19 protein-coding genes are annotated in these 18562 nt (G+C 74.2%); 1 reads left to right on the top strand and 18 read right to left on the bottom strand.

Translation table 11 applies throughout. From position 1 onward, the window contains the following. The 11 genes from HC251_RS11115 to HC251_RS11065 form a co-directional block, all read right to left on the bottom strand. Positions 1-810 (bottom strand): ABC transporter permease, encoded by an 810-nt coding sequence (locus HC251_RS11115; RefSeq protein WP_219945350.1) that lies wholly within the window; start codon positions 808-810, stop codon positions 1-3. Next, complete coding sequence (locus HC251_RS11110; RefSeq protein WP_219945349.1) at positions 810-1682, bottom strand: ABC transporter ATP-binding protein; 873 nt, start codon at positions 1680-1682, stop codon at positions 810-812. The genes HC251_RS11115 and HC251_RS11110 overlap by 1 nt, the downstream gene beginning before the upstream one ends. Before the next feature lie 123 nt (positions 1683-1805). Further along, positions 1806-2636, bottom strand: coding sequence for a transglycosylase SLT domain-containing protein (locus HC251_RS11105; protein WP_219945348.1), 831 nt, complete (start codon positions 2634-2636; stop codon positions 1806-1808). Positions 2637-2828: 192 nt separating this feature from the next. Further along, positions 2829-4436: an FAD-dependent thymidylate synthase gene (locus HC251_RS11100; protein WP_219945347.1), complete on the bottom strand. Its 1608-nt coding sequence runs from the start codon at positions 4434-4436 to the stop codon at positions 2829-2831. Between the two features lie 67 nt (positions 4437-4503). Next, positions 4504-5691 carry a M20 family metallopeptidase gene (locus HC251_RS11095; protein WP_219945346.1) on the bottom strand — a complete coding sequence of 396 codons (1188 nt, stop codon included), beginning with the start codon at positions 5689-5691 and terminating at the stop codon, positions 4504-4506. 67 nt (positions 5692-5758) lie between these two features. Next, the gene (locus HC251_RS11090) at positions 5759-6370 is read right to left on the bottom strand and encodes a hypothetical protein (protein ID WP_219945345.1); all 612 of its coding nucleotides are present in this window, start codon (positions 6368-6370) and stop codon (positions 5759-5761) included. Further along, positions 6367-8979: an RNA helicase gene (locus HC251_RS11085; protein ID WP_219945344.1), complete on the bottom strand. Its 2613-nt coding sequence runs from the start codon at positions 8977-8979 to the stop codon at positions 6367-6369. The genes HC251_RS11090 and HC251_RS11085 overlap by 4 nt, the downstream gene beginning before the upstream one ends. Further along, positions 8976-9773 carry a twin-arginine translocase subunit TatC gene (gene tatC, locus HC251_RS11080; protein ID WP_219945343.1) on the bottom strand — a complete coding sequence of 266 codons (798 nt, stop codon included), beginning with the start codon at positions 9771-9773 and terminating at the stop codon, positions 8976-8978. The genes HC251_RS11085 and tatC overlap by 4 nt, the downstream gene beginning before the upstream one ends. A 45-nt stretch (positions 9774-9818) precedes the next feature. Further along, the gene (gene tatB / locus HC251_RS11075; RefSeq protein ID WP_219945342.1) at positions 9819-10349 is read right to left on the bottom strand and encodes a Sec-independent protein translocase protein TatB; all 531 of its coding nucleotides are present in this window, start codon (positions 10347-10349) and stop codon (positions 9819-9821) included. Positions 10350-10438: 89 nt separating this feature from the next. After that, complete coding sequence (locus HC251_RS11070) at positions 10439-10687, bottom strand: hypothetical protein (RefSeq protein ID WP_219945341.1); 249 nt, start codon at positions 10685-10687, stop codon at positions 10439-10441. Positions 10688-10721: 34 nt separating this feature from the next. Then, on the bottom strand, positions 10722-11054 hold the full coding sequence (locus HC251_RS11065) for a hypothetical protein (RefSeq protein ID WP_219945340.1): 333 nt from the start codon (positions 11052-11054) through the stop codon (positions 10722-10724). A gap of 159 nt (positions 11055-11213) precedes the next feature. Between HC251_RS11065 and HC251_RS11060 the strand changes: the two genes are divergently transcribed. Continuing rightward, entirely contained in the window at positions 11214-11936 is a 723-nt protein-coding gene (locus HC251_RS11060; protein WP_219945339.1) for a glycerophosphodiester phosphodiesterase, read from the top strand. Between the two features lie 193 nt (positions 11937-12129). On the opposite strand, the gene lepB is transcribed toward HC251_RS11060, so the two are convergent. From lepB to HC251_RS11025, 7 genes are read right to left on the bottom strand one after another with little or no spacing between them, the layout of a single operon-like run. Next, entirely contained in the window at positions 12130-12927 is a 798-nt protein-coding gene (gene lepB / locus HC251_RS11055) for a signal peptidase I (protein ID WP_219945338.1), read from the bottom strand. An 11-nt stretch (positions 12928-12938) separates the two neighbouring features. Beyond that, positions 12939-13919 (bottom strand): YafY family protein, encoded by a 981-nt coding sequence (locus HC251_RS11050; protein ID WP_219945337.1) that lies wholly within the window; start codon positions 13917-13919, stop codon positions 12939-12941. Continuing rightward, on the bottom strand, positions 13916-14914 hold the full coding sequence (locus HC251_RS11045; RefSeq protein ID WP_219945336.1) for a YafY family protein: 999 nt from the start codon (positions 14912-14914) through the stop codon (positions 13916-13918). The genes HC251_RS11050 and HC251_RS11045 overlap by 4 nt, the downstream gene beginning before the upstream one ends. 26 nt (positions 14915-14940) lie before the next feature. Beyond that, positions 14941-15972 (bottom strand): DUF3866 family protein, encoded by a 1032-nt coding sequence (locus HC251_RS11040; protein ID WP_219945335.1) that lies wholly within the window; start codon positions 15970-15972, stop codon positions 14941-14943. Between the two features lie 6 nt (positions 15973-15978). Further along, positions 15979-17337 (bottom strand): Pup--protein ligase, encoded by a 1359-nt coding sequence (pafA, locus tag HC251_RS11035; protein ID WP_255566688.1) that lies wholly within the window; start codon positions 17335-17337, stop codon positions 15979-15981. Positions 17338-17381: 44 nt separating this feature from the next. Then, complete coding sequence (locus HC251_RS11030; protein WP_219945333.1) at positions 17382-17681, bottom strand: AzlD domain-containing protein; 300 nt, start codon at positions 17679-17681, stop codon at positions 17382-17384. Beyond that, on the bottom strand, positions 17681-18433 hold the full coding sequence (locus HC251_RS11025) for an AzlC family ABC transporter permease (protein WP_219945332.1): 753 nt from the start codon (positions 18431-18433) through the stop codon (positions 17681-17683). The genes HC251_RS11030 and HC251_RS11025 overlap by 1 nt, the downstream gene beginning before the upstream one ends. Positions 18434-18562: the final 129 nt, after the last annotated feature.

The raw sequence follows: 18562 nt of genomic DNA, 5'->3' as shown, positions 1-18562 counted from the left end.
TCAGACCTTCTGGGGGACGAAGTTGAAGTACACGGCCGTCAGCACGAAGTTCACGAAGAACAGCAGGACGAAGGTGATCACCACCGCCTGGTTGACGGCGTCGCCCACGCCCTTGGGACCGCCCTTGCACGACAGGCCCTTGTGGCAAGCGACCACGCCGGCGATGAACCCGAACACCCCCGCCTTCAGGAGGGCCATGTAGAGGTCGGGCAGCTGGCTGAGCTCGTTGAACGAGGCGAAGAAGCTCGACGAGCTGACGTCGAGGACCTGGGTCGCGAAGAACCAGCCGCCCGCCAGGCCGGCGGCGCTCACGACGGCGTCGAGGAGGACGGCGATCACCGTGGCGGCCAGGACGCGCGGCATCACCAGGCGTTGGATGGGGTTGATCGACATGACCTCCATGGCGGAGATCTCGTCGCGGATCCGACGGGCCCCGATGTCAGCGCACATGGCCGAACCCCCGGCCCCGGCGATCAGCAGGGCGCAGGCGATGGGGGCCTGCTCGCGCACGACGGCGAGCACGAGCGCCGACCCGAGGTGCGCCTCGGCGCCCAGCTGCTTGATCAGCGAGCCGACCTGGAGCGAGATGACCATCCCGAACGGGATGGAGATGAGGATCACCGGGGCGGTGGTCACCTTGGCCACGAACCAGCACTGGTCGAGGAACTCGGCCACCGGCCAGGGCCGCCGGACGGTCGAGCGCACCGCCTCGATGCCGACCGCCGACATGGCGCCCACCTCGGCCAGGAAGGCCCGCACCTTCTCGGTGCCGGGCACCCGCCGGGGCCTCTTGGTGAGCGCGACCGCCATCAGACCTGCATCACCTGGTGGGCCCGTTCCATCTCGGACTGCTCCCGCCGCTCGGCCGTGCGCTGGTCGGCCCGCTCGATCAGCTCGAGCTCGACGTCGGTGCGCTCGTTGGCCAGCTCGTCCATGCCGATCGGGCCCCCGGCCCGGCCGGCCATGAACTGACGGATGATGGGGTCGTCGCAGGTGATCATGTCCTGCGTCGAGGCGAACCGGACCAGGCCCGACCGGAACAGGACGGCGACGTAGTCCGCCGTCCGCATCACCGACGGGATGTTGTGGGTGATGATGATGAAGGTGGCGTGGGTGTCCTCCTGGATCTTCCGCACCAGCTCGTCGAGGTAGGCGACCCGCACCGGGTCGAGGCCCGAGTCGGGCTCGTCGAAGAAGACGATCTCGGGGTCCATGGCCAGCGCCCGGGCCAGGCCGGCCCGCTTCTTCATCCCGCCCGACACCTCCCCCGGGAACTTGCGGAGGTGGTCGACCAGCCCGACCAGGGAGGCCTTCTCCATGGTGATGCGGCGGATCTCGCCCTCGCTCTTGCGGGTGTGCTCGCGCAGCGGGAAGGCGATGTTGTCGTACAGGTTCAGCGAGCCGAAGAGGGCCCCGTCCTGGAACAGCACGCCGAACTTGCGGCGCACCCGGTACAGGTCGCGCTCGCGCATCCGGACCGTCTCCTCGCCGTCGATCCAGATCTCACCGCGGTCGGGGCGGAGCAGCCCGATGATGTTCTTGAGGAGGACGGACTTGCCGGTGCCGGACGGGCCCATGATGGCGCTGATCCGGTTGCGGGGGATGTCGAAGCTGATGTCCTCCAGCACCGTGTGGGAGCCGAACGACTTCGTGACCCCCCTGAGCTGGATGATCGGCTCCACCGGCCGTGTCTCCTCGTGCGTCGCGTGCTGCCGCGACGGTCGGTGACCGTCGCCACAGGGGGGTTCGCCGCGAGCCCGTGGGTTCCTCCCGGTACGCCTCCGCTCCCCCGGGCGGGGTCCCGGTCAGAACCGGGCGACGAGGGCGAGCACGTTGGCCACGTACTGGTCGGTCTCGGCGAAGGTGCCGTTGGCGTCCACCGAGGCCGCGCCCTGGTAGTAGGCGGCCAGGGCGCCCTCGGCGGTGCCGTACCGGCCGAGGAGGAGCCGCAGGTAGCGGGCCGACATCCGGATGTTGTCCTCGGCCGAGTTCGGGTCGAGGTCCCGGCCGATCAGCATCTCCATGTGGTCGACGGTGTCGGGCATGAGCTGGCCGATCCCGACGGCGCCGGTCGACGAGACCCGGCCCTGCTGCCAGCCCGACTCCAGCCAGGTCATGGCCTTGAGCAGGTCGGCGGGGATGCCGTTGGCCGCGGCCCAGTGGTCGAAGCGCGGGATGTACGCCATCCGGGTCGGCGACGCCTGCAGCCGCGCCGGCAGGTCTCCGGCGGCGACGGGCCCCGCAGGGGCCCCGGCGGCCGGCGCCGCACCGGCCCCGGCACCGGCACCGGCACCGGCACCGGGGATCGTCAGGGTGGTGCCATCGCGAACGAGGTCGGGGTCGGGCAGGCCGTTGGCGGCGGCGAGGGCGGCGGTGCTGACGCCGTAGCGGACGGCGATGTGCGAGAGGGTCTCCCCCGGGCGGACCACGTGGGTGGCCCCGGTGGCGTGCTCGACCGGGGCGGGGGCCACCACCTCGGGGACCGGCGCGGCGGCCGGCGCGACCCGCGCCGGCGGTGGGGACGCCGGGGCCCCGGCCGCCGACCCGGCGGGGGTCGTGACGGCGAGCGCCACCACGGCCGGCAGCAGGGCGATGGGCAACAACCAGCGGCGGCGGGCTCGGGTGCGAGTGGTCATGGTGTCGTCCTCCGGGTCATCCCCCCCGGTGGTCGTACGGTGACGCACCGTACCCTTGACTCGTCGGACGTGTGAAGCCCCTCTTGAGGCCCACGCCGCAGCGTCCCGGCGCCGCCGATCCACAACCACGAAGCGTGGCGACGCGCGGGCGTTCCCCGAGGGATCAGCCCTGGTCAGAACAGACGCGCGCCCCTAGCGGGTCTGACGACGGGCCTCGGTGCGACGCTCCGCGTCCAGTCGCTCGAGGGCCGGTTCGGGGCTGTGGTCGACCCACCGCATCAGCTCGGCGACGGCGGGGTGGCCCGCCTCGGTCGCGATCAGGCGGTGCATGTCCTGGGCCACGACCCGGTAGGCGGGGTGGCCCTGGGGCGTGCTGCGCAGCTCGAGCATGTGCATCGCCTCCCGGGCGTTGAGCTGCATGGCGAAGCGGACCTTGTAGGCCAGGCACACGGCGTAGGGGGCCTGGGCCGGGAACCGGTCGACGAGGGCGTCGTGGAGGGCGGCCGAGCGGTCCATGGCCTCGTCGAACTCGGCGGTGTGGCCGGCCAGGTCGACCGCCTCGGGCCGGGTGTAGCCGTGCCGGGGGCTGAGGGTCTGCCACTCGATGGTCAGCATGCGGTGGCGCTGGAGGTCGCGGAACGCGCCGTAGTCGGCCAGGACGTCGAAGCGGTACCCCAGCCGCTCCAGGGCCCGGCCCGGCTTGTGCCGACGGTTGGCCCGGTCCCCGACGTAGGCCCGCATCACCTCGATGCGCTCGGCCGTGGTCATGTCCCGCACCCGGCGCTCGACCTGGCTCTCGGGGAGGTGCGTCGACGGGTAGAGCATCGCCGTCACCAGCCGGACCTCCGCGTCGGGGTCGAAGCTGGTCAGGGTCACGCCGGCCACGTCGTCGGCCGGCTCGTCCTCCGGGAAGAAGCGGGCGGCCAGCTCCTCGGTGGCGACCCGGGTGCTGGCCAGGTAGGTGCTCCAGGCCACGCCCCGGTCGTCGAGGTCGACCCGCTTCAGGAACGACGGGATCACCTTCCGGAGCTCGGTGAGCATGAGGTCGGCGTAGCGGCGGGCCTCGGGCAGCGGGTGCGAGCGCATGCGGAGCAGGAGCTGCTCGTAGCCCTGCCCGGTGCCGTAGATCCCGACGTTCGACAGCGCCGCCGCCGGCAGGATGCCCCGGAGGGAGTCGAATGCCTTGGCCCGGACGGCCTGGCGGTAGACGAGGTCGGAGTCGCCCGGGGTCTTGGGGAAGCGCTCGCGGAAGAAGTCCTGGAGCCGGGGCACCAGGGCGGCGTAGCTGTCGAAAAGGCGGTCCATGTCCCCGACGTAGCGGGTGCCGAGGGGCGAGCCCAGGATGTCGGGGTCGCGCATGTAGCGGAAGCGTCCGCCCAGGCGGCTGTCGTAGGCGATGTAGCGGGTCGACTGCTCGAGGTAGGCCATGAGCCGGCCCCACTCCAGGACCTTGGTGAGCAGGTTCGAGGCCTGCTCGCAGGCCAGGTGGACGCCGCCCAGCTGGGCCACCGAGTCGTCGCCGTACTCGAAGAACACCCGGTCGTAGAGCTCCTCGGCCCGCCGGAGGCCGACGGTGGCGTCGATGGTGACGTCGCCGCTGATGTCGAGCTCGCCCACGAACTCGTCGAGGAAGAGGCGGCGCAGGCTCTTGGGCGAGCGCGAGTACCGGGCGAACAGGGCCCCCTTGACCACCTCGGGCAGGTTGACGAGGGCGAAGACGGGCCCGTCGAGGTTGGTGAAGTACCGGCGGAGGACGTCGGCCTCGTCCGGCGTGTACTCCTCCGGCACGTAGACCGTCACAGCGGGCGACTCTACGGGGTCCCTCCCCGTCCGGAGCGGACCACGGAGCGCGCGAGGGCCGCTCGGGTCAGCCGGTGCGGCGGGCGAACTCCTCGCGGATGCGGGGCAGGGCGTCGGGGTCGAGCCACAGGTCGGCCATGGTGCAGGCCAGCGCCTTGGCCCCGTCGAGCACGGCGGCGTCGCCCTCGGGGCCGCCGGCGAACCCGACGAAGGCCTCGGTGTGGATGGCGACGTCCGGCGGGGACACGGCGATCATCGGGTGGATGGAGGGCACCACCTGGCTGATGTTGCCCATGTCGGTCGACCCCAGCACCGTCGGCACCCCCTCGTCGCCGGCGCGGCCGGGCGTGCGCCCGACCCGGGCGGCGTTGGCGGCGTAGAGCTCGTCGAAGGTGTCCAGGCCGACCAGCTCGTCGTAGGCGGGCTCGTACCAGTCGACGTCCATCTCGCAGCCGGCCGCCGTGGCCCCCGCCTGCAGGCAGGCCTCGACCCGCTCGCGGAGCACGGCGAGGCCGTCCCGGCCCGGCGAGCGGACGTACCACTGGGCGACGGTGCGGGCGGGGACGATGTTCGCCGCCTGGCCGGCCTCCAGGAAGATGCCGTGGACCCGCTCCGACGGGCTGATGTGCTGGCGCAGGGCGGCCACGTTCACGTAGCCGAGGACCATGGCGTCGAGGGCGTTGCGGCCCTTCTCGGGGGCGGCCGAGGCGTGGGCGGCGTGCCCGGTGTAGGTCACCGTCGCCCGCTGGATGGCCAAGGTGTCCATGGACCGCAGGTCCACCCCGGCGGGGTGGACCATCACGGCTGCCTCCACGCCCTCGAGGGCGCCGGCGTCCATCATGAGCTGCTTGCCGCCACCGCCCTCCTCCCCCGGCGTGCCCAGGATCAGGACCCGCCCGCCGAGGTCGGCGGCGACCGTGGCCGCGGCCAGCCCCGCCCCCAGCCCGGCGGCGGCGATGACGTTGTGGCCGCAGGCGTGGCCGATGCCGGGCAGGGCGTCGTACTCGCAGCACACCGCCACCAGCGGCCCCTCGGTCCCGGCCCGGGCGGCGAAGCCGGTCTCGAGCCCGTAGGCGCTGCGCTCGACGGCCAGGCCCTCGTCCTCCAGCACCCGGGTGAGGACGTCGTGGGCGTGGCGCTCCTCGAAGAGCACCTCGGGGTGGGCGTGGATCGAGTGGGAGACCTCGAGGAGGGTGTCGGCCAGCCGGTCGACCTCCGCCTCGATCCGGGCCTTGACGTCGTGGGGGTCGGTCACCCGGCGCAGGCTACCGGTGGGCCCGGCCCGGCGACCCGGGCCGGGCCACCGGACCGGGCCGGGCCGGTCAGACCACGACCTGCAGGGCGTCGGGCTCGACGGTGACCTCGAGGGTGCGGGCGGTGGCGACCACCTCTCCGTCGAGCCGGACCGGGGTGGGCCGGGCGAAGGTGGTGGTCCACCGGGCGGTGCGGGTCTGGGCGATGCCGGGGTGGGGCACGTGGGTGCCCGACGGGAGCCGGGTCCGGGCCTTCCACCGGTCCCCCAGGACCAGGTCGGCGTCGACGACGTCGAGGCGGCCGTCGCCCGGGTGGGCGCGGGGGGCGACGTCCCAGGCCCCGAGGAACTGGGCGTTCATGATCGCCACGACCCGCCCCCGCCACCACGAGCGCCGGGCGACGAGGTGGGCGACGAACACGTGCCGCTCGCCGTCGAGGGTCGCCACGCCGAGGTCGACGGTGGCCCCGGTCCCGTCCCGGCGGAGGCGGTCGCCGTCGCCGCCCCGGCCTCCGAGGGTCCGGCACAGGTCCCCGCCGAGGAGCCCGACGGCGGGCAGGGGCCGCCCGGCGCGCCACGGCCCGGCGATGGCGGCGCGGGCCTCGGCGTCGGTCGCCACCACCACGATGTCCTCGGGCGCGGGGAGGGCCCCGCCCCAGTCGACCCCCTTCTCGACCGTCACCGGGCCGGCGGCGCCGGGGCCACGGGTGACTCCGACCCGCCGACCGCGCGGGTGACGGTCGAGGCCGCCACGACCCCCCGGTGGAGGGCGTCGGAGGCGGCGCGGGCCGCGCTCCGGGTCGCCGGGTCGAGGGCGGCGTCGCCCAGCTGGCGCAGCAGGTCGATCAGCTGGCGGACGTTGCGGACGAAGTCGCCGCCCGACATCTCCTCGTCGTCGAGCACGGTGTCGAGCTCGCGCCCGGACGCCCAGGCGTGGGCCAGGGGGAGGAACGTCGGGTCCGGGGGGCGGGTCCCGGGCAGCCCGGCGGCCAGCTCGACCGACCGCAGCTCCTCGGCCCGGTCGAGCACGGCCTCGACCCGCTGGCGCAGGGCCCGGGTCGGGTACCACGGGGCCGGGGGCGGGACCTTGCTGCGGTGCTCGTAGGTGAAGCACGACGCCACCGCCGCCACCTCCGCCGGGCCCAGGCCGTCGAGGAGGCCGGCGGCGAGGCAGTCGGCGATCAGCAGGTCGCACTCGTGGAACACCCGGACCAGGAGGGCGCCCCGGGCCGTGAGCTCCCAGTCGGCCACCATCCCCCGGGCCTCGAGCACCTCGACGACCCGGTCCAGCTCGCGGGTCAGGCTGCCCTTCGACGAGGCGATGCGGCGGTCCAGGTCGGCCAGCTCGCTGCGGACGCGGGCGGCGTGGGCCAGGGACCGGAGGTGGCGGTCGGCGTCGGGGCAGTCCGCCACCGGGTGGTGGGGAGCCGACGGGGCCGGCGTGCGCCCGCCCCGGTTGCGTCGCCGCATGCCCCGCACCTGGGCGAGGGAGCGGCCGACGTCGTGCTGGAAGGCCCGGTTCGACGGGGCGTAGGGCACCGGCAGCTCGATCTCCCCGACCCGGTGGAGGACCTCGTCGACGTCGCTGCTGCTCACGGTGCGGGCCCGTCCGGTCTCGTCCACGACGTGGAGCCGGCCCCGCTCGGGGCCCCGCCAGCCGACCGAGAGCACGGCGACCCGGTTGCGGCCCATCCACACCACGTCCCCGGGTCGGAGGCGGGCGAGCGAGCTGAGCACGTCGCGCCGCGACACCGCCTGGTGGCGGTCCTCGTCGTCGGCCCGACGCAGGCGCCGGTACTCCTCGACGTCGCCGCGCTCGCACCGGGCCTCGCCCTCGAGCCGGGCGAGGGTCTCGGCCCGGGCCTCGCGGCGCGCGCGCAGCCGCACGACGCCGTGGTCGGACTGGTACTGGGCGAACGACCGGTCGAGGAGCTTGCGGGCCTCCTCGATGTCATGCCGGCGGACCAGGTTGGCGGCCATGTTGTAGGTGGGCCGGAAGCGGGACCGGAGCTCGAAGCGCCGGCTGAGGACCAGGTCGGCGACCTCCTGGAACCGGGTGAAGGGGCTCCACAGCACCAGGGCCCGACCCTCGTCGTCGAGGCCGCGCCGCCCCGCCCGCCCGGTGAGCTGGGTGTACTCCCCCGGCGTCAGCATCTCGTGCTGCTCGCCGGTGAACTTCGACAGGGCCTCGATCACGACCGACCTCGCCGGCATGTTGATGCCGAGGGCGAGGGTCTCGGTGGCGAACACCACCTTGACCAGGCCCTGCACGAAGCAGGCCTCGACCGCCTCCTTGAACGGCGGGACCATCCCGGCGTGGTGGGCGGCGATGCCGGCCTCGAGGGCGGCCAGCCAGCGGGCGTGGTCGAGCACGTCGAGGTCGGCGTCGGAGAGCCCGGCGGTGTGGGCGGCGGCCAGGGCCCGGATGCGGCGCCGCTCGGACGGGTCGGTGAGCACGATCCCGCTCTCCAGCAGGGTGCGGGCGGCGTCGTCGCAGCCCTTGCGGCTGAAGACGAACACGATGGCGGGGAGCAGCTCCTCGTCGGCCAGGTGCTCGACGACCTCCACCCGGCGGGGTGTGGCGTAGCGCTTGCGGGCCCGGTCCCGGCGGTCGCGGCGCGGGTCGGCGGGCTCGGGGTCGAGCCGGGGGCCGAAGGGGTTGGGCTCGCCGTCGACGGCCACCGGGACCACGACCAGCTGGCGGGTGGCCCGGTCGTGGGCGGCGTACAGGCTGACGAGCTCGACCGGGCGCTCGGTCTCGACGATCGAGACGGTGCGGCCGCGCACGGCGTCGATCCACCCGGCCAGCTCGTCGGCGTTCGACACCGTGGCCGACAGGGCGACGATCTGCACCCCGCGGGGCAGGTGGATGATGACCTCCTCCCACACCGGGCCCCGGTACCGGTCCTGGAGGTAGTGGACCTCGTCGAGCACCACCACGCCCAGGCCCTCGAGGGCCGGGGACCGGGCGTAGAGCATGTTGCGCAGCACCTCGGTGGTCATCACGACCACCTGGGCGTCGGCGTTGATGGTGGTGTCACCGGTGATCAGACCCACCCGGTCGGCGCCCAGCCGGGCGCGGAGGTCGGCGTGCTTCTGGTTCGACAGGGCCTTGATGGGGGTGGTGTAGAAGGCCTTCAGGCCCTGGGCCAGGGCCCGGTCGACGGCGTGGTCGGCGACCACCGTCTTCCCCGACCCCGTCGGGGCCGAGACCAGCACCGAGGCACCCTCGTCGACGGCGGCGGCCGCCTCGACCTGGAACCGGTCGAGGGTGAACACCGGGCCCGTCACGACGGCGACGCCGACACCGACTCCCCCGCCCGGCGGTGCCGCCGGTCCCGGATCCGCCCGATGACGATCGACACCTCGTAGAGCAGGCACATCGGCACCGTGAGGGCCAGCATGCTGATCGGGTCGCCCGAGGGGGTGGCGACGGCCACGAACACGGCCACGACCACCACGACGTAGCGCCGCACCCGGCGCAGGGTGTCGGTGGTGACCGCCCCGACCAGGTTGAGGGTCGTCACGATCAGGGGGAACTCGAAGCCGATGCCGAAGGCCAGCATCATGTACACGATCAGCCGCAGGTAGCTGGTCGGTGTGTAGAACTGGGTGAAGTTCTCCTCGCCACCGATCGTCTGCAGGAACTCGAGCGCCTTGGGCATGGTCCAGAAGGCGATGGCGGCCCCGCTGGCGAACAGCGCCGTCCCCACGGTGATGAAGGCGAGGCCGTACTTGCGCTCGTTCTCGTAGAGCCCGGGGGCCACGAAGCGCCAGATCTGCCAGAGGATCACCGGCATGGCCAGGGCGATCGCCGTGTAGGTGGTGATCTTGAGGCGGGTCTGGAAGGGCTGGAGGGGCTCGGTGGTGATCAGCGCCTGCTGCAGGTCGCGGTCGGGGGCGGTGTCCCGCAGCGGGCCGAGCAGGAGGTCGAGGATCGGCTGGTACAGGAACCAGGCGACGATGGCGGCGATGCCGAGGGCGATGATCACCCGGACGATGCGCGTGCGGAGCTCGGCGATGTGCTCCATCAGGGTCATGTGACCCGTCTGGGCCCCCGTGGTCGGGGCGGCCTCGGCGCTCATCGATCGTCCCCCTGGGGGGCTCGGCGGTCCACGGTGCGGCGCCGGTCAGCCGGTGGCCCGGTCGCCGCCGTCGCCCTCGTCGAGGCGGGGGCGGAGCGGGGTCACGGTGCCCCGGGGGGCGGGGTCGGGCTCGACCACGAGGGCGTCGGTCTCGGGCTCGACGGCGATGGGGGCGGCGGGATCGTCGGGGTGGTCGGCCACCGGGGGCTTGACCAGGAGGTCCGAGGGACCGTCCGGGGTGAGGCGGTCCTCCGGCTCGGTGGCGGGCTCGACGGGTGCGGGGGGATCGGTGGGCGCGGCGGTCGGGGCCGGCTCGTCGGTGCCGGCGGAGACGACCCGGACCTCGTCGGTGACCGAGGGCACCGGGCCGCTCAGGGTCTGCTCGCCGGGCCGGAAGGGGGCGTCCATGGGGTCCATGGCCCGGCGGATCTCGTCCTGGAACCCGCTCGAGAGCTTCCGCATCTGGGCGACGGCGCGACCCACCTGGCCCATGGCCTTGGGGAGGCGCTCGGGGCCGAGCACGAGGAGCGCCAGCAGGAAGATGACGAGCATCTCCCCACCGCCGATGTTGAACATGGCCCAACCCTACCGAAGCCCCCGCACCGCCCATCGACGGGCGGGGATCCTGCGGCTCGGCCGGGGCCCGTGTCGGCCCGAGCCCCCGTTCAGGCCTCGGGGGAGAGCTCGGCGACCCTGGTGTGGAGTCGGACCCGCTCGCCGGCGGCGGCCCGGGTGGCCCCCTCGAGCTCGGCGTGGGCGGTGGTGACGGCGTGGGCGGTGGTGGTGGCGCCGGTGCGCACCCGGGCGACGGCGAGGTCGGCTCGGGTGATGGCCCGCCAGGCGCAGGCGAAGGCGACGAGGGTGCCGAGCAGGGCGGCGACCCACAGCCACATCACGATGTCAGAGTAGGTCACCGGCGCTCCCCTCCGGGTCCCCCGCCGCGGCCGGTCAGCCGTCGACCAGGCGGCCCATCTCGGCGGTGAGCCGGCCCTCGTCGGTCAGCAGGCGGTGGAAGTCGAGCAGGTCGTCGTGGTCGATGGGCTCGCCCGCCCGGACCTCGTCGAGCTCGGCCGGCAGGTGCCAGCGGTCGAGGCGCACGCCGGAGGCGATGAGCAGCTCGATCACCCGGTTGTCGGCCGGCTTCGACACGGCCATGGTGCACTCGGGGCACCGGAAGGCGTAGGCGCCCTGACCGTTGTCGACGCAGACCCGCACGATCACGTCGTCGCTGGTCATCTCCACGTCGCCGCAGTCGGCGCACGTAGCTCGGATGGTCGCCATGCGTCTCCTCCAGGATGACCAGGACGTTCCTGGCCCGCTCTCGTGACGAAGAGGCCATCGGCCGCCGCGGGTCGGAGTTGAGAGCCGCGAGCGGGCTTCACGGACGGTGGTGCGTCCGGGACAGCGACGCTCAGCCGGTGGTCGGGGCAAGATGGACCGATGCCCACCCGGCTCGCGTCGCTGGACCACCCTCCCCTCGCCTTCGCCCACCGTGGGGCGCGGGCCCATGCCCCCGAGAACACCGTCGAGGCCTTCGCCCTGGCCCGCAAGCTGGGGGCCACCGGCCTGGAGACCGACGTCTGGGTCACGGCGGACGGGGTGGCGGTCCTCGACCACGACGGGGTCGTGGGTCGGCGGCCGCGGCGGCGGCCCATGCGGGAGGTGCCCCGGGCCGAGCTGCCCGAGCACGTCCCCGACGCCGCCGTGCTGGTGGGGCTGCTGGGCGACGACCTCCACCTGTCGGTCGACGTCAAGGATCCGGCGGCGGCCGCTCCCCTGCTCGACGCCCTGGGCGCGGACGACCCCACGCTGCTGTCCCGGGTGTGGCTCTGCCACGACGACCACGACCTGCTCGTCGCCTGGCGGGAGCTGGCCCCGCAGGTGCGGCTGGTCGACTCGACCCGGCTCAAGCGGCTGGGCCAGGGTCCCGAGCGCCACGCCGCCCAGCTGCGCGAGCGGGGCATCGACGCCGTGAACCTGCACCACACCGACTGGTCCGGCGGGCTGGTGGCCCTCTACCACCGGTTCGGGATCCGGGCCTGGGCCTGGGACGCCCAGCACGTCCGGGTGCTCGAGGGTCTGTTCGACATGGGCATCGATGCCCTGTTCAGCGATCACACCGACCGGATGTCCGACGCCCTCGCTCGCGCCGTCGCCCCCTGAGGCGGCCTCGACGGGGTGGGGTGGGCGATGACGTCGCCGTCGCGGTGGACGATCATCGCAGGGGGGTACGACCCCGAGACGACCGCCCCCGCAGTGCGACCGCCGTGTCGGACGTCGAATCGCCAGCGAATCGCCCTCCGACGGACCGGCCTCACCCGATGGCGGCCTCGAACGTCGACCCGCCGGACGGCGGCTAGATCCCCCCGAACTCCGACAGCGGCCAGATGCGGATGAACGCCTTGCCGACGATGTCGTCCTCGGGGACCCAGGGGTGCTGCCAGTAGCGCGCGTCGCGCGACGAGCCCCGGTTGTCACCCATGACGAACACGGCGTCGTCGGGCACGACGAAGGTGTCGCGCGACGGGTCGGCCGGCTCGGTGCGGGTGCCATCGGGGAGGTACGGCTCGTCGAGCTTCTCGCCGTCGATGTAGACGTCTCCGTCGCGCAGCTCGACGGTCTCACCCGGGAGACCGATGACCCGCTTGATCAGGTCGTTGACCCGCTGGCCGTCCACCGAGATGCTCGGCTCCCCATCGGGTACGTCGAACACGATGATGTCGCCCCGCTCGGGGTCGCCCCACTGGTAGGCCAGCCGGTTGACCACGACCCGGTCCCGGCGGCCCTCCCCCATCAGGGTCGGCTCCATCGAGCCCGACGGGATCCAGAAGGTGGTGAAGAGGAAGGTCCGGACGACCAGGGCGATCACGACCGCCCCGGCGATCACCGCGACCCACTCGACCAGCGACCGGATGCGTCGACGTCGGGCCGCGTCCGCATCATCGTCAGGGCGGCCAGCGCCGCCGTCACCAGGCTCGCCGCCGTCGTCGCCGCCCTCGTCGCCCCCAGGGCCCCCGGCCTCGTCAGCGGCCTCCGGGGCGAGCGTGGCGGCCGCCGGCGCCGCCTCGGTGGCGACGTCGGAGGTCCCGACCCCCCCGTCCGTCTCGCCGCGCCCCCCGGTCTCGGGGTCGGGCGCGTCGTCAGCCGGGGTCACGACGCGGCACGCTACTCCTCGCCTGCCCCGATCCCGTAGCGCGCCAGCACCCTCCGGGCCGCGGCCGGGCCCGGGTCGGCGGGGCCCAGCGGGGGGTCGGCCGAGACCACCGTGGCGTCGGGGCCGAGGCGCAGCAGCAGACGCTCGGCCCACGGCGGCGACACCACCGCCAGGGTGACCCGAAGCCTCCCGCCGGCCCTCTCCTCCACCGCCTCGCACGGATGGTTCTCGACCACCCACCGGGCGCCCGGCTCCAGGTCCAGCACCAGGCGCGGGGCGTCGGCGTCGGGCCGCAGCGCCGAGGCCGTCGGGGGGTCGGCGGGCGGGTCGACGACCTCGTCGAGCACCCGGGCCGACAGGATCCGATCGACGCGGAACGACCGCTCGCCCACCGCGACCCGGCAGTAGCCGTTGAGGTACCACGCCCCCTGGTCGCGGAAGAGGGTCCACGGCTCGACGACCCGGCGGGTGGGCGCGTCGCTCTCGGCCTTGACGTGCTCGATCTCCACCGCCCGGCGCTGGTCCACCGCCTGCTGGAGGGCACGGACGACGTCGGCGTCGCCCAGGCCGAGGTCGATGTCGAGCTGGTCGTCCACGTCGATCCCGAGGAGGTCGGCCAGCTTCCCCACGGCCCGGGTCAGGGCCGGGTCGGGCTCTCCCGGCGCGCCTCCGCCGCCCCCGCCGGCCACGCCGGCGACGATGAGCGCCAGCGCCTCGGCGGGGGTGAGGCGCAGGGGCCGATCGAAGGCGTGCAGGTGGACGAAGACCCGGTCCCCCTCCACGTACATCTCGACCGGCATCTCGAGGTACTCGTCGCTGTCGGCGCCGATCATGGTGGCCAGCTCGAGGTCGGCCAGCAGCGTGGCCTCGCCGACACCGAACCGGCGTGCCGCCTCGGCCAGGGTCGGTCCGTCGTGCTCGGCGATCCACAGCAGCGCCGACAGGACGCGGTTCATCCGCCCGGCGGCGGTGATGCGGGGAGCCGGCGTCATCGGCCCCGCCCGGCGATGGCCGTGAGCCACTCCACGATGTCGGCCCGCATCGCCGGTGGCGACAGGACCTCGGCATCGGCGCCGAACCCGAGGACGAAGCTCCGCAGCGCCGGCACCATCCGCACGTCCAGGGCCAGGACGATCGAGCCGTCCGCCTCGGTCTCGACCCGGGCCCGCGGCGCGGCCCGACGGGCCGCCTCGGCCCGGCCCGGGGCGACGCGCACGCGGACCTCCTGCGCCGGGCCGTCGCCCAGCGCCCACGGCTCGTCGAGCTGGTCGTCCACCGGCCCCCGGACGCGAGGCGGGAAGGCGTCGCGGTCGCCGACGGCGACGGCGCCGTCCATGCGGTCGAGGCGGAAGAGGCGCTCGGCGTCGCGCCCGGTGTCGAACGCGCTCAGGTACCAGCGGCCCCGGGCGAAGCGGAGCCGGAGCGGGTGGACGACCCGCACCTCGCCCCGGTAGGTGAACGTGGCCGTCCGGCGCTCGACCACCGCCTGGAACAAGGTGACGACCGCCTCGTCGGCGGGCAGCTCGGTGCGGGGCGCGCCGACACCGAGGCCGACACCACCACCGACACCACCACCGACACCACCACCGGCGCCGGCCTCGGAGACGGCGGTCGGGGCCTCGTCGGCCCCCACCTTGGCCGTGGCGCGACGGGGGTCGACGCCCGAGAGCCGCACCGCCGACGCCGCGACGGCGACGGCCCGGCGCTCCTCGGAGGTGAGGCCCGGGTCCCGCAGGTAGGCGTCCTCGGGCCGGAGCCGGTACCCGTCCAGGGGCGGCTCGGCGCCCCTGACCGGCTCGGCCCTGATGGGGTGGCCCAGGAGGTCCCCGAGCTCGGACTTGTCGCGCTCGAAGGCGCGGCGGAAGGCCACCGGGTCGGTGCTGTACCCCGGCACCCGGGCCCGGATCTCCCGGGCCGTGATCGGCGTCCGGGCGTCGAGCAGCACCTGGAGCAGGGTCAGGAGGCGCTCGACCTTCTCGGTGGACACGAGGCGAGGTTACGGGGGTCGGCGCCCTAGGCCAGGGACGCGGCGTGGGTGGCGGCGGCGGCCGCCACCCGGAAGAACAGCGGGTCCTCGGCCGGGCCCCGTCCCATCGTCGTGATGCGGATCCCGGCGGCATCGAGGATGGCCGCCACGTCGGGCGGGTCCTCCACCGCGAGGGTGTGGCGAGGGGCCAGCTCGTGCTCCAGCTCGCGCCCCACCTCCGCCGTCACCGCCACCGTGACCCCCGAGCGGGTGGCGTCGCAGACCGTGGTGCTGTGGTGGCTCACCCCTCGATGCCGGGGCCGGGCGTCCCCGTCCGAGGCGCGCACGCACATCACCGGGCGCCCCTCGAGGAACACCGTGCTGTCGAGCAGCGTCGCCTGGTCCAGCCCCGTGAACCCGAGCCGGGAGTCGGTGCCGACCACGCCCGGGCCCATCCCGGCCACGATGACGTCGGCGTCGAGGCGGCGGCGGGCCACCGCCAGCCCCGAGGGGATGCTCACCGCCTCGACATCGCCGCCGAAGGCGTGCCCGGTCGTGACCGTGCCGACGAGGAGGCCGGCGTCGCCCAGCTGGACGACCAGGTCCGACAGGGCGAGGGGCAGGGCGCCACCGTCGGTCATCACGTAGGCCACCCGCAGGTCGGGTCGGAGGTGGCCCAGCACGGCGGCCACCACCCCCACCTGGCTGTGGAGGCTGCAGGCCACGACGGGCGTCCCGTCGAGGGTCCCGTCGCCGGCGTGGTCGCTCTCCTCGGCCACCGCCATCTCGTGCTGGATGCTGGTGTAGCGGGCCTTCATGATGTGGCCACCGCCGGGGGCCGACCACGACGGCCGGGCCAGGTTCCAGTGCACGACGTGCCACCCGCCCGTGCCCAGGCCGAGGTCGACGGCCGTGGTGTTCACCACGACCTCGTCACCCACCGCCACCGGGCCGGTGACGTCGGTGAGGGCGTAGGCCCGCTCCTCGTCGTCGCGGTCGGCACCCCGGACCCGCACGCGGGTCAGGCCGGGCCGCTCGGAGATCAGCTCGACGACGGTCGCGGTGCGGTAGCTGGGCACGCCGGGTCAGAGGGAGGCGATGAGGCGCTCGACGCGGTCGTCGTGGGCCTTGAACGGGTCCTTGCAGAGGACGGTGCGCTGGGCCTGGTCGTTGAGCTTCAGGTGCACCCAGTCGACGGTGTAGTCGCGCCGCTTCTCCTTGGCCTTGCGGATGAACTCGCCCCGCAGGCGGGCCCGCGTCGTCTGCGGCGGCTCGTCGATGGCCTTCTCGATCTCGGCGTCGGTGCAGGTCCGCTCGACCAGCCCCCGGGCCTGCATCCGGTGGAACAGGCCGCGGTCGCGCGAGATGTCGTGGTACTGCAGGTCGACGAGCGCGACCCGCGGGTGCGAGAGGGGCAGGTCGTGGCGCTCGCGGTAGGCCTCGATCAGGCGGTGCTTGATCACCCAGTCGACCTCGCGGTCGAGGGTGAAGGGGTCCGACTCGAGCCCCTTCAGGCAGTGCTCCCACATCTCCAGCGCCTTCTGCTCGAAGGGCTGCAGGTCACGGCTCTGGGCGTAGCGCAGGGCCCGGTTCAGGTACTCCGACTGGATGTCGAGGGCGCTCACCTCGCGCCCGTTGGCCAGCTTCACCTGGGCCCGGCAGGTGAGGTCGTGGCTGATCTCGCGGATGGCCCGGATCGGGTTCTCGAGGGTCATGTCGCGGAGCACCACGCTCGGGTCCTCGAGCATCCGCAGCATGATGGAGGCCGCCCCCACCTTGAGGAACGTGGCGTACTCGCTCATGTTCGAGTCGCCCACGATCACGTGCAGGCGGCGGTAGCGCTCGGCGTCGGCATGGGGCTCGTCACGGGTGTTGATGATCGGCCGGCTGCGGGTGGTGGCCGAGCTGACGCCCTCCCAGATGTGCTCGGCCCGCTGGCTGATCGAGTACTGGGCGCCCCGGCTCGTGTGCATGACCTTGCCGGCCCCGGCGTAGATCTGCCGGCTGACGAGGAACGGGATCAGGACCTCGGCGTAGTGGCCGAGGTCGTCACGCCGGCTGGTCAGGTAGTTCTCGTGGCAGCCGTAGGAGTTGCCGGCCGAGTCGGTGTTGTTCTTGAACAGGAAGATGTCGCCCCGGATGCCCTCGTCGCGCAGACGGGCCTCGGCGCTGGCGAGCAGCTGCTCGAGGATGCGCTCGCCGGCCTTGTCGTGGACGACGACCTCGTGCACCGAGTCGCACTCGGGGGTGGCGTACTCCGGGTGGCTGCCCACGTCGAGGTACAGGCGGGCGCCGTTGGCGAGGAACACGTTGGAGCTGCGACCCCAGGAGACGACGCGCCGGAACAGGTAGCGGGCCACCTCGTCGGGGCTGAGCCGGCGCTGGCCGCGGGAGACGCAGGTGACGCCGTACTCGTTCTCGAGTCCGTAGATGCGCTTCTCCACTGTCGGCACCCTATTGGCTCGGCTCCGCGGTTCGGCGCCACCGCCTAGGTCACGAGGCGGACCAGCGCCGTGGTGGCGCACGCCGCCCCCACGACCACGAGGAAGGGCGCCCGGCGCCACTGGGCCCCGACGGCGACGGCCAGGCCGGCCAGGCGGGCATCGACGGCGACCGCCCGCCCGTCGGTGGCCGCCTGGAGGGCGATCAGGGCCGCCAGCAGCGCCACCGGGAGCAGGGCGGCGACCCGCCGGACGCGGGCATCGGCCAGCACCCGCTCGGGCACCGACAGCCCGGCGAGCTTGATGCCGTAGCAGGCCGCCGCGCCCACCAGCACCGCCGCCCACATCAGGCGTCGTCCCCGGTCGCCGCGTCGAGGTCCCCGGTCCCCTCGTCGACGTCCCCGGTCCGCTCGCCGGCGGCGACGACCGCCGGCGGGCCCGACCCGGGGCGGAGCCCGGCGACGACCGCCACCGCCGCCGCCACCAGCACGGGCACCCCCGCCGGGACCAGGGGGGCGGCGGCCAGGGCCAGGGCGGCGGCCAGCAGGGCCACCACCCACGGCTCCCGGCCCGCCAGGCGGGGCGCCAGCAGGGCGACGAAGGCCGCCGGGCCGGCGACGTCGAGCCCCAGGGCGCCCGGGTCGTCGAGGGCCGAGGCCCCCACCGCCCCGACCAGGGTCATGGCGTTCCAGCCGACGAACACGGCGGCCCCGGTGGCCCAGAACCCGAGCCGGCCCAGCGCGGGCGTGGGCTGGGCCACCCCCATGGCCGAGCTCTCGTCGATCACGAGGTGGGCCCCGACCAGGCGGCGCAGCCCCCGGACCCGCAGCATCGGGGCCAGCTCGAGGCCGTAGAAGGCGTTGCGCGCCCCGAGGAGCGCCGCGGTGGCGGCGCCGGCCCACGCCCCTCCCCCACCGGCGATGGTCCCCACCATGGCGAACTGCGAGCCGCCGGTGAACATCAGCAGGCTCAGTGCGCACGCCTGGGCCGGGCTGAGCCCGGCGGCCACGGCGACGGCGCCGAACGAGCCCCCGTAGGCGCCGGTCACGGCCCCGATGGTCAGAGCGTCGGTGATGACCGCCCGCCGCTCGGGCGTCACGACCCGGGAGGGCGCGCCGCCCGTCCGACCGGTCGGGGTGTCGGCGGCCGACCCGTTCTGTCGCGGCCAGCGCTCACCGATGGGCGCTCAGCGCGACAGAAGGGTGACCGCCGGCGAGCCGTCCCGTTC

Origin of the sequence: Iamia sp. SCSIO 61187, from assembly GCF_019443745.1 — a bacterium.
GTDB lineage: Bacteria > Actinomycetota > Acidimicrobiia > Acidimicrobiales > Iamiaceae > Iamia.
This window is presented reverse-complemented; position numbering and strand designations above follow the sequence as displayed.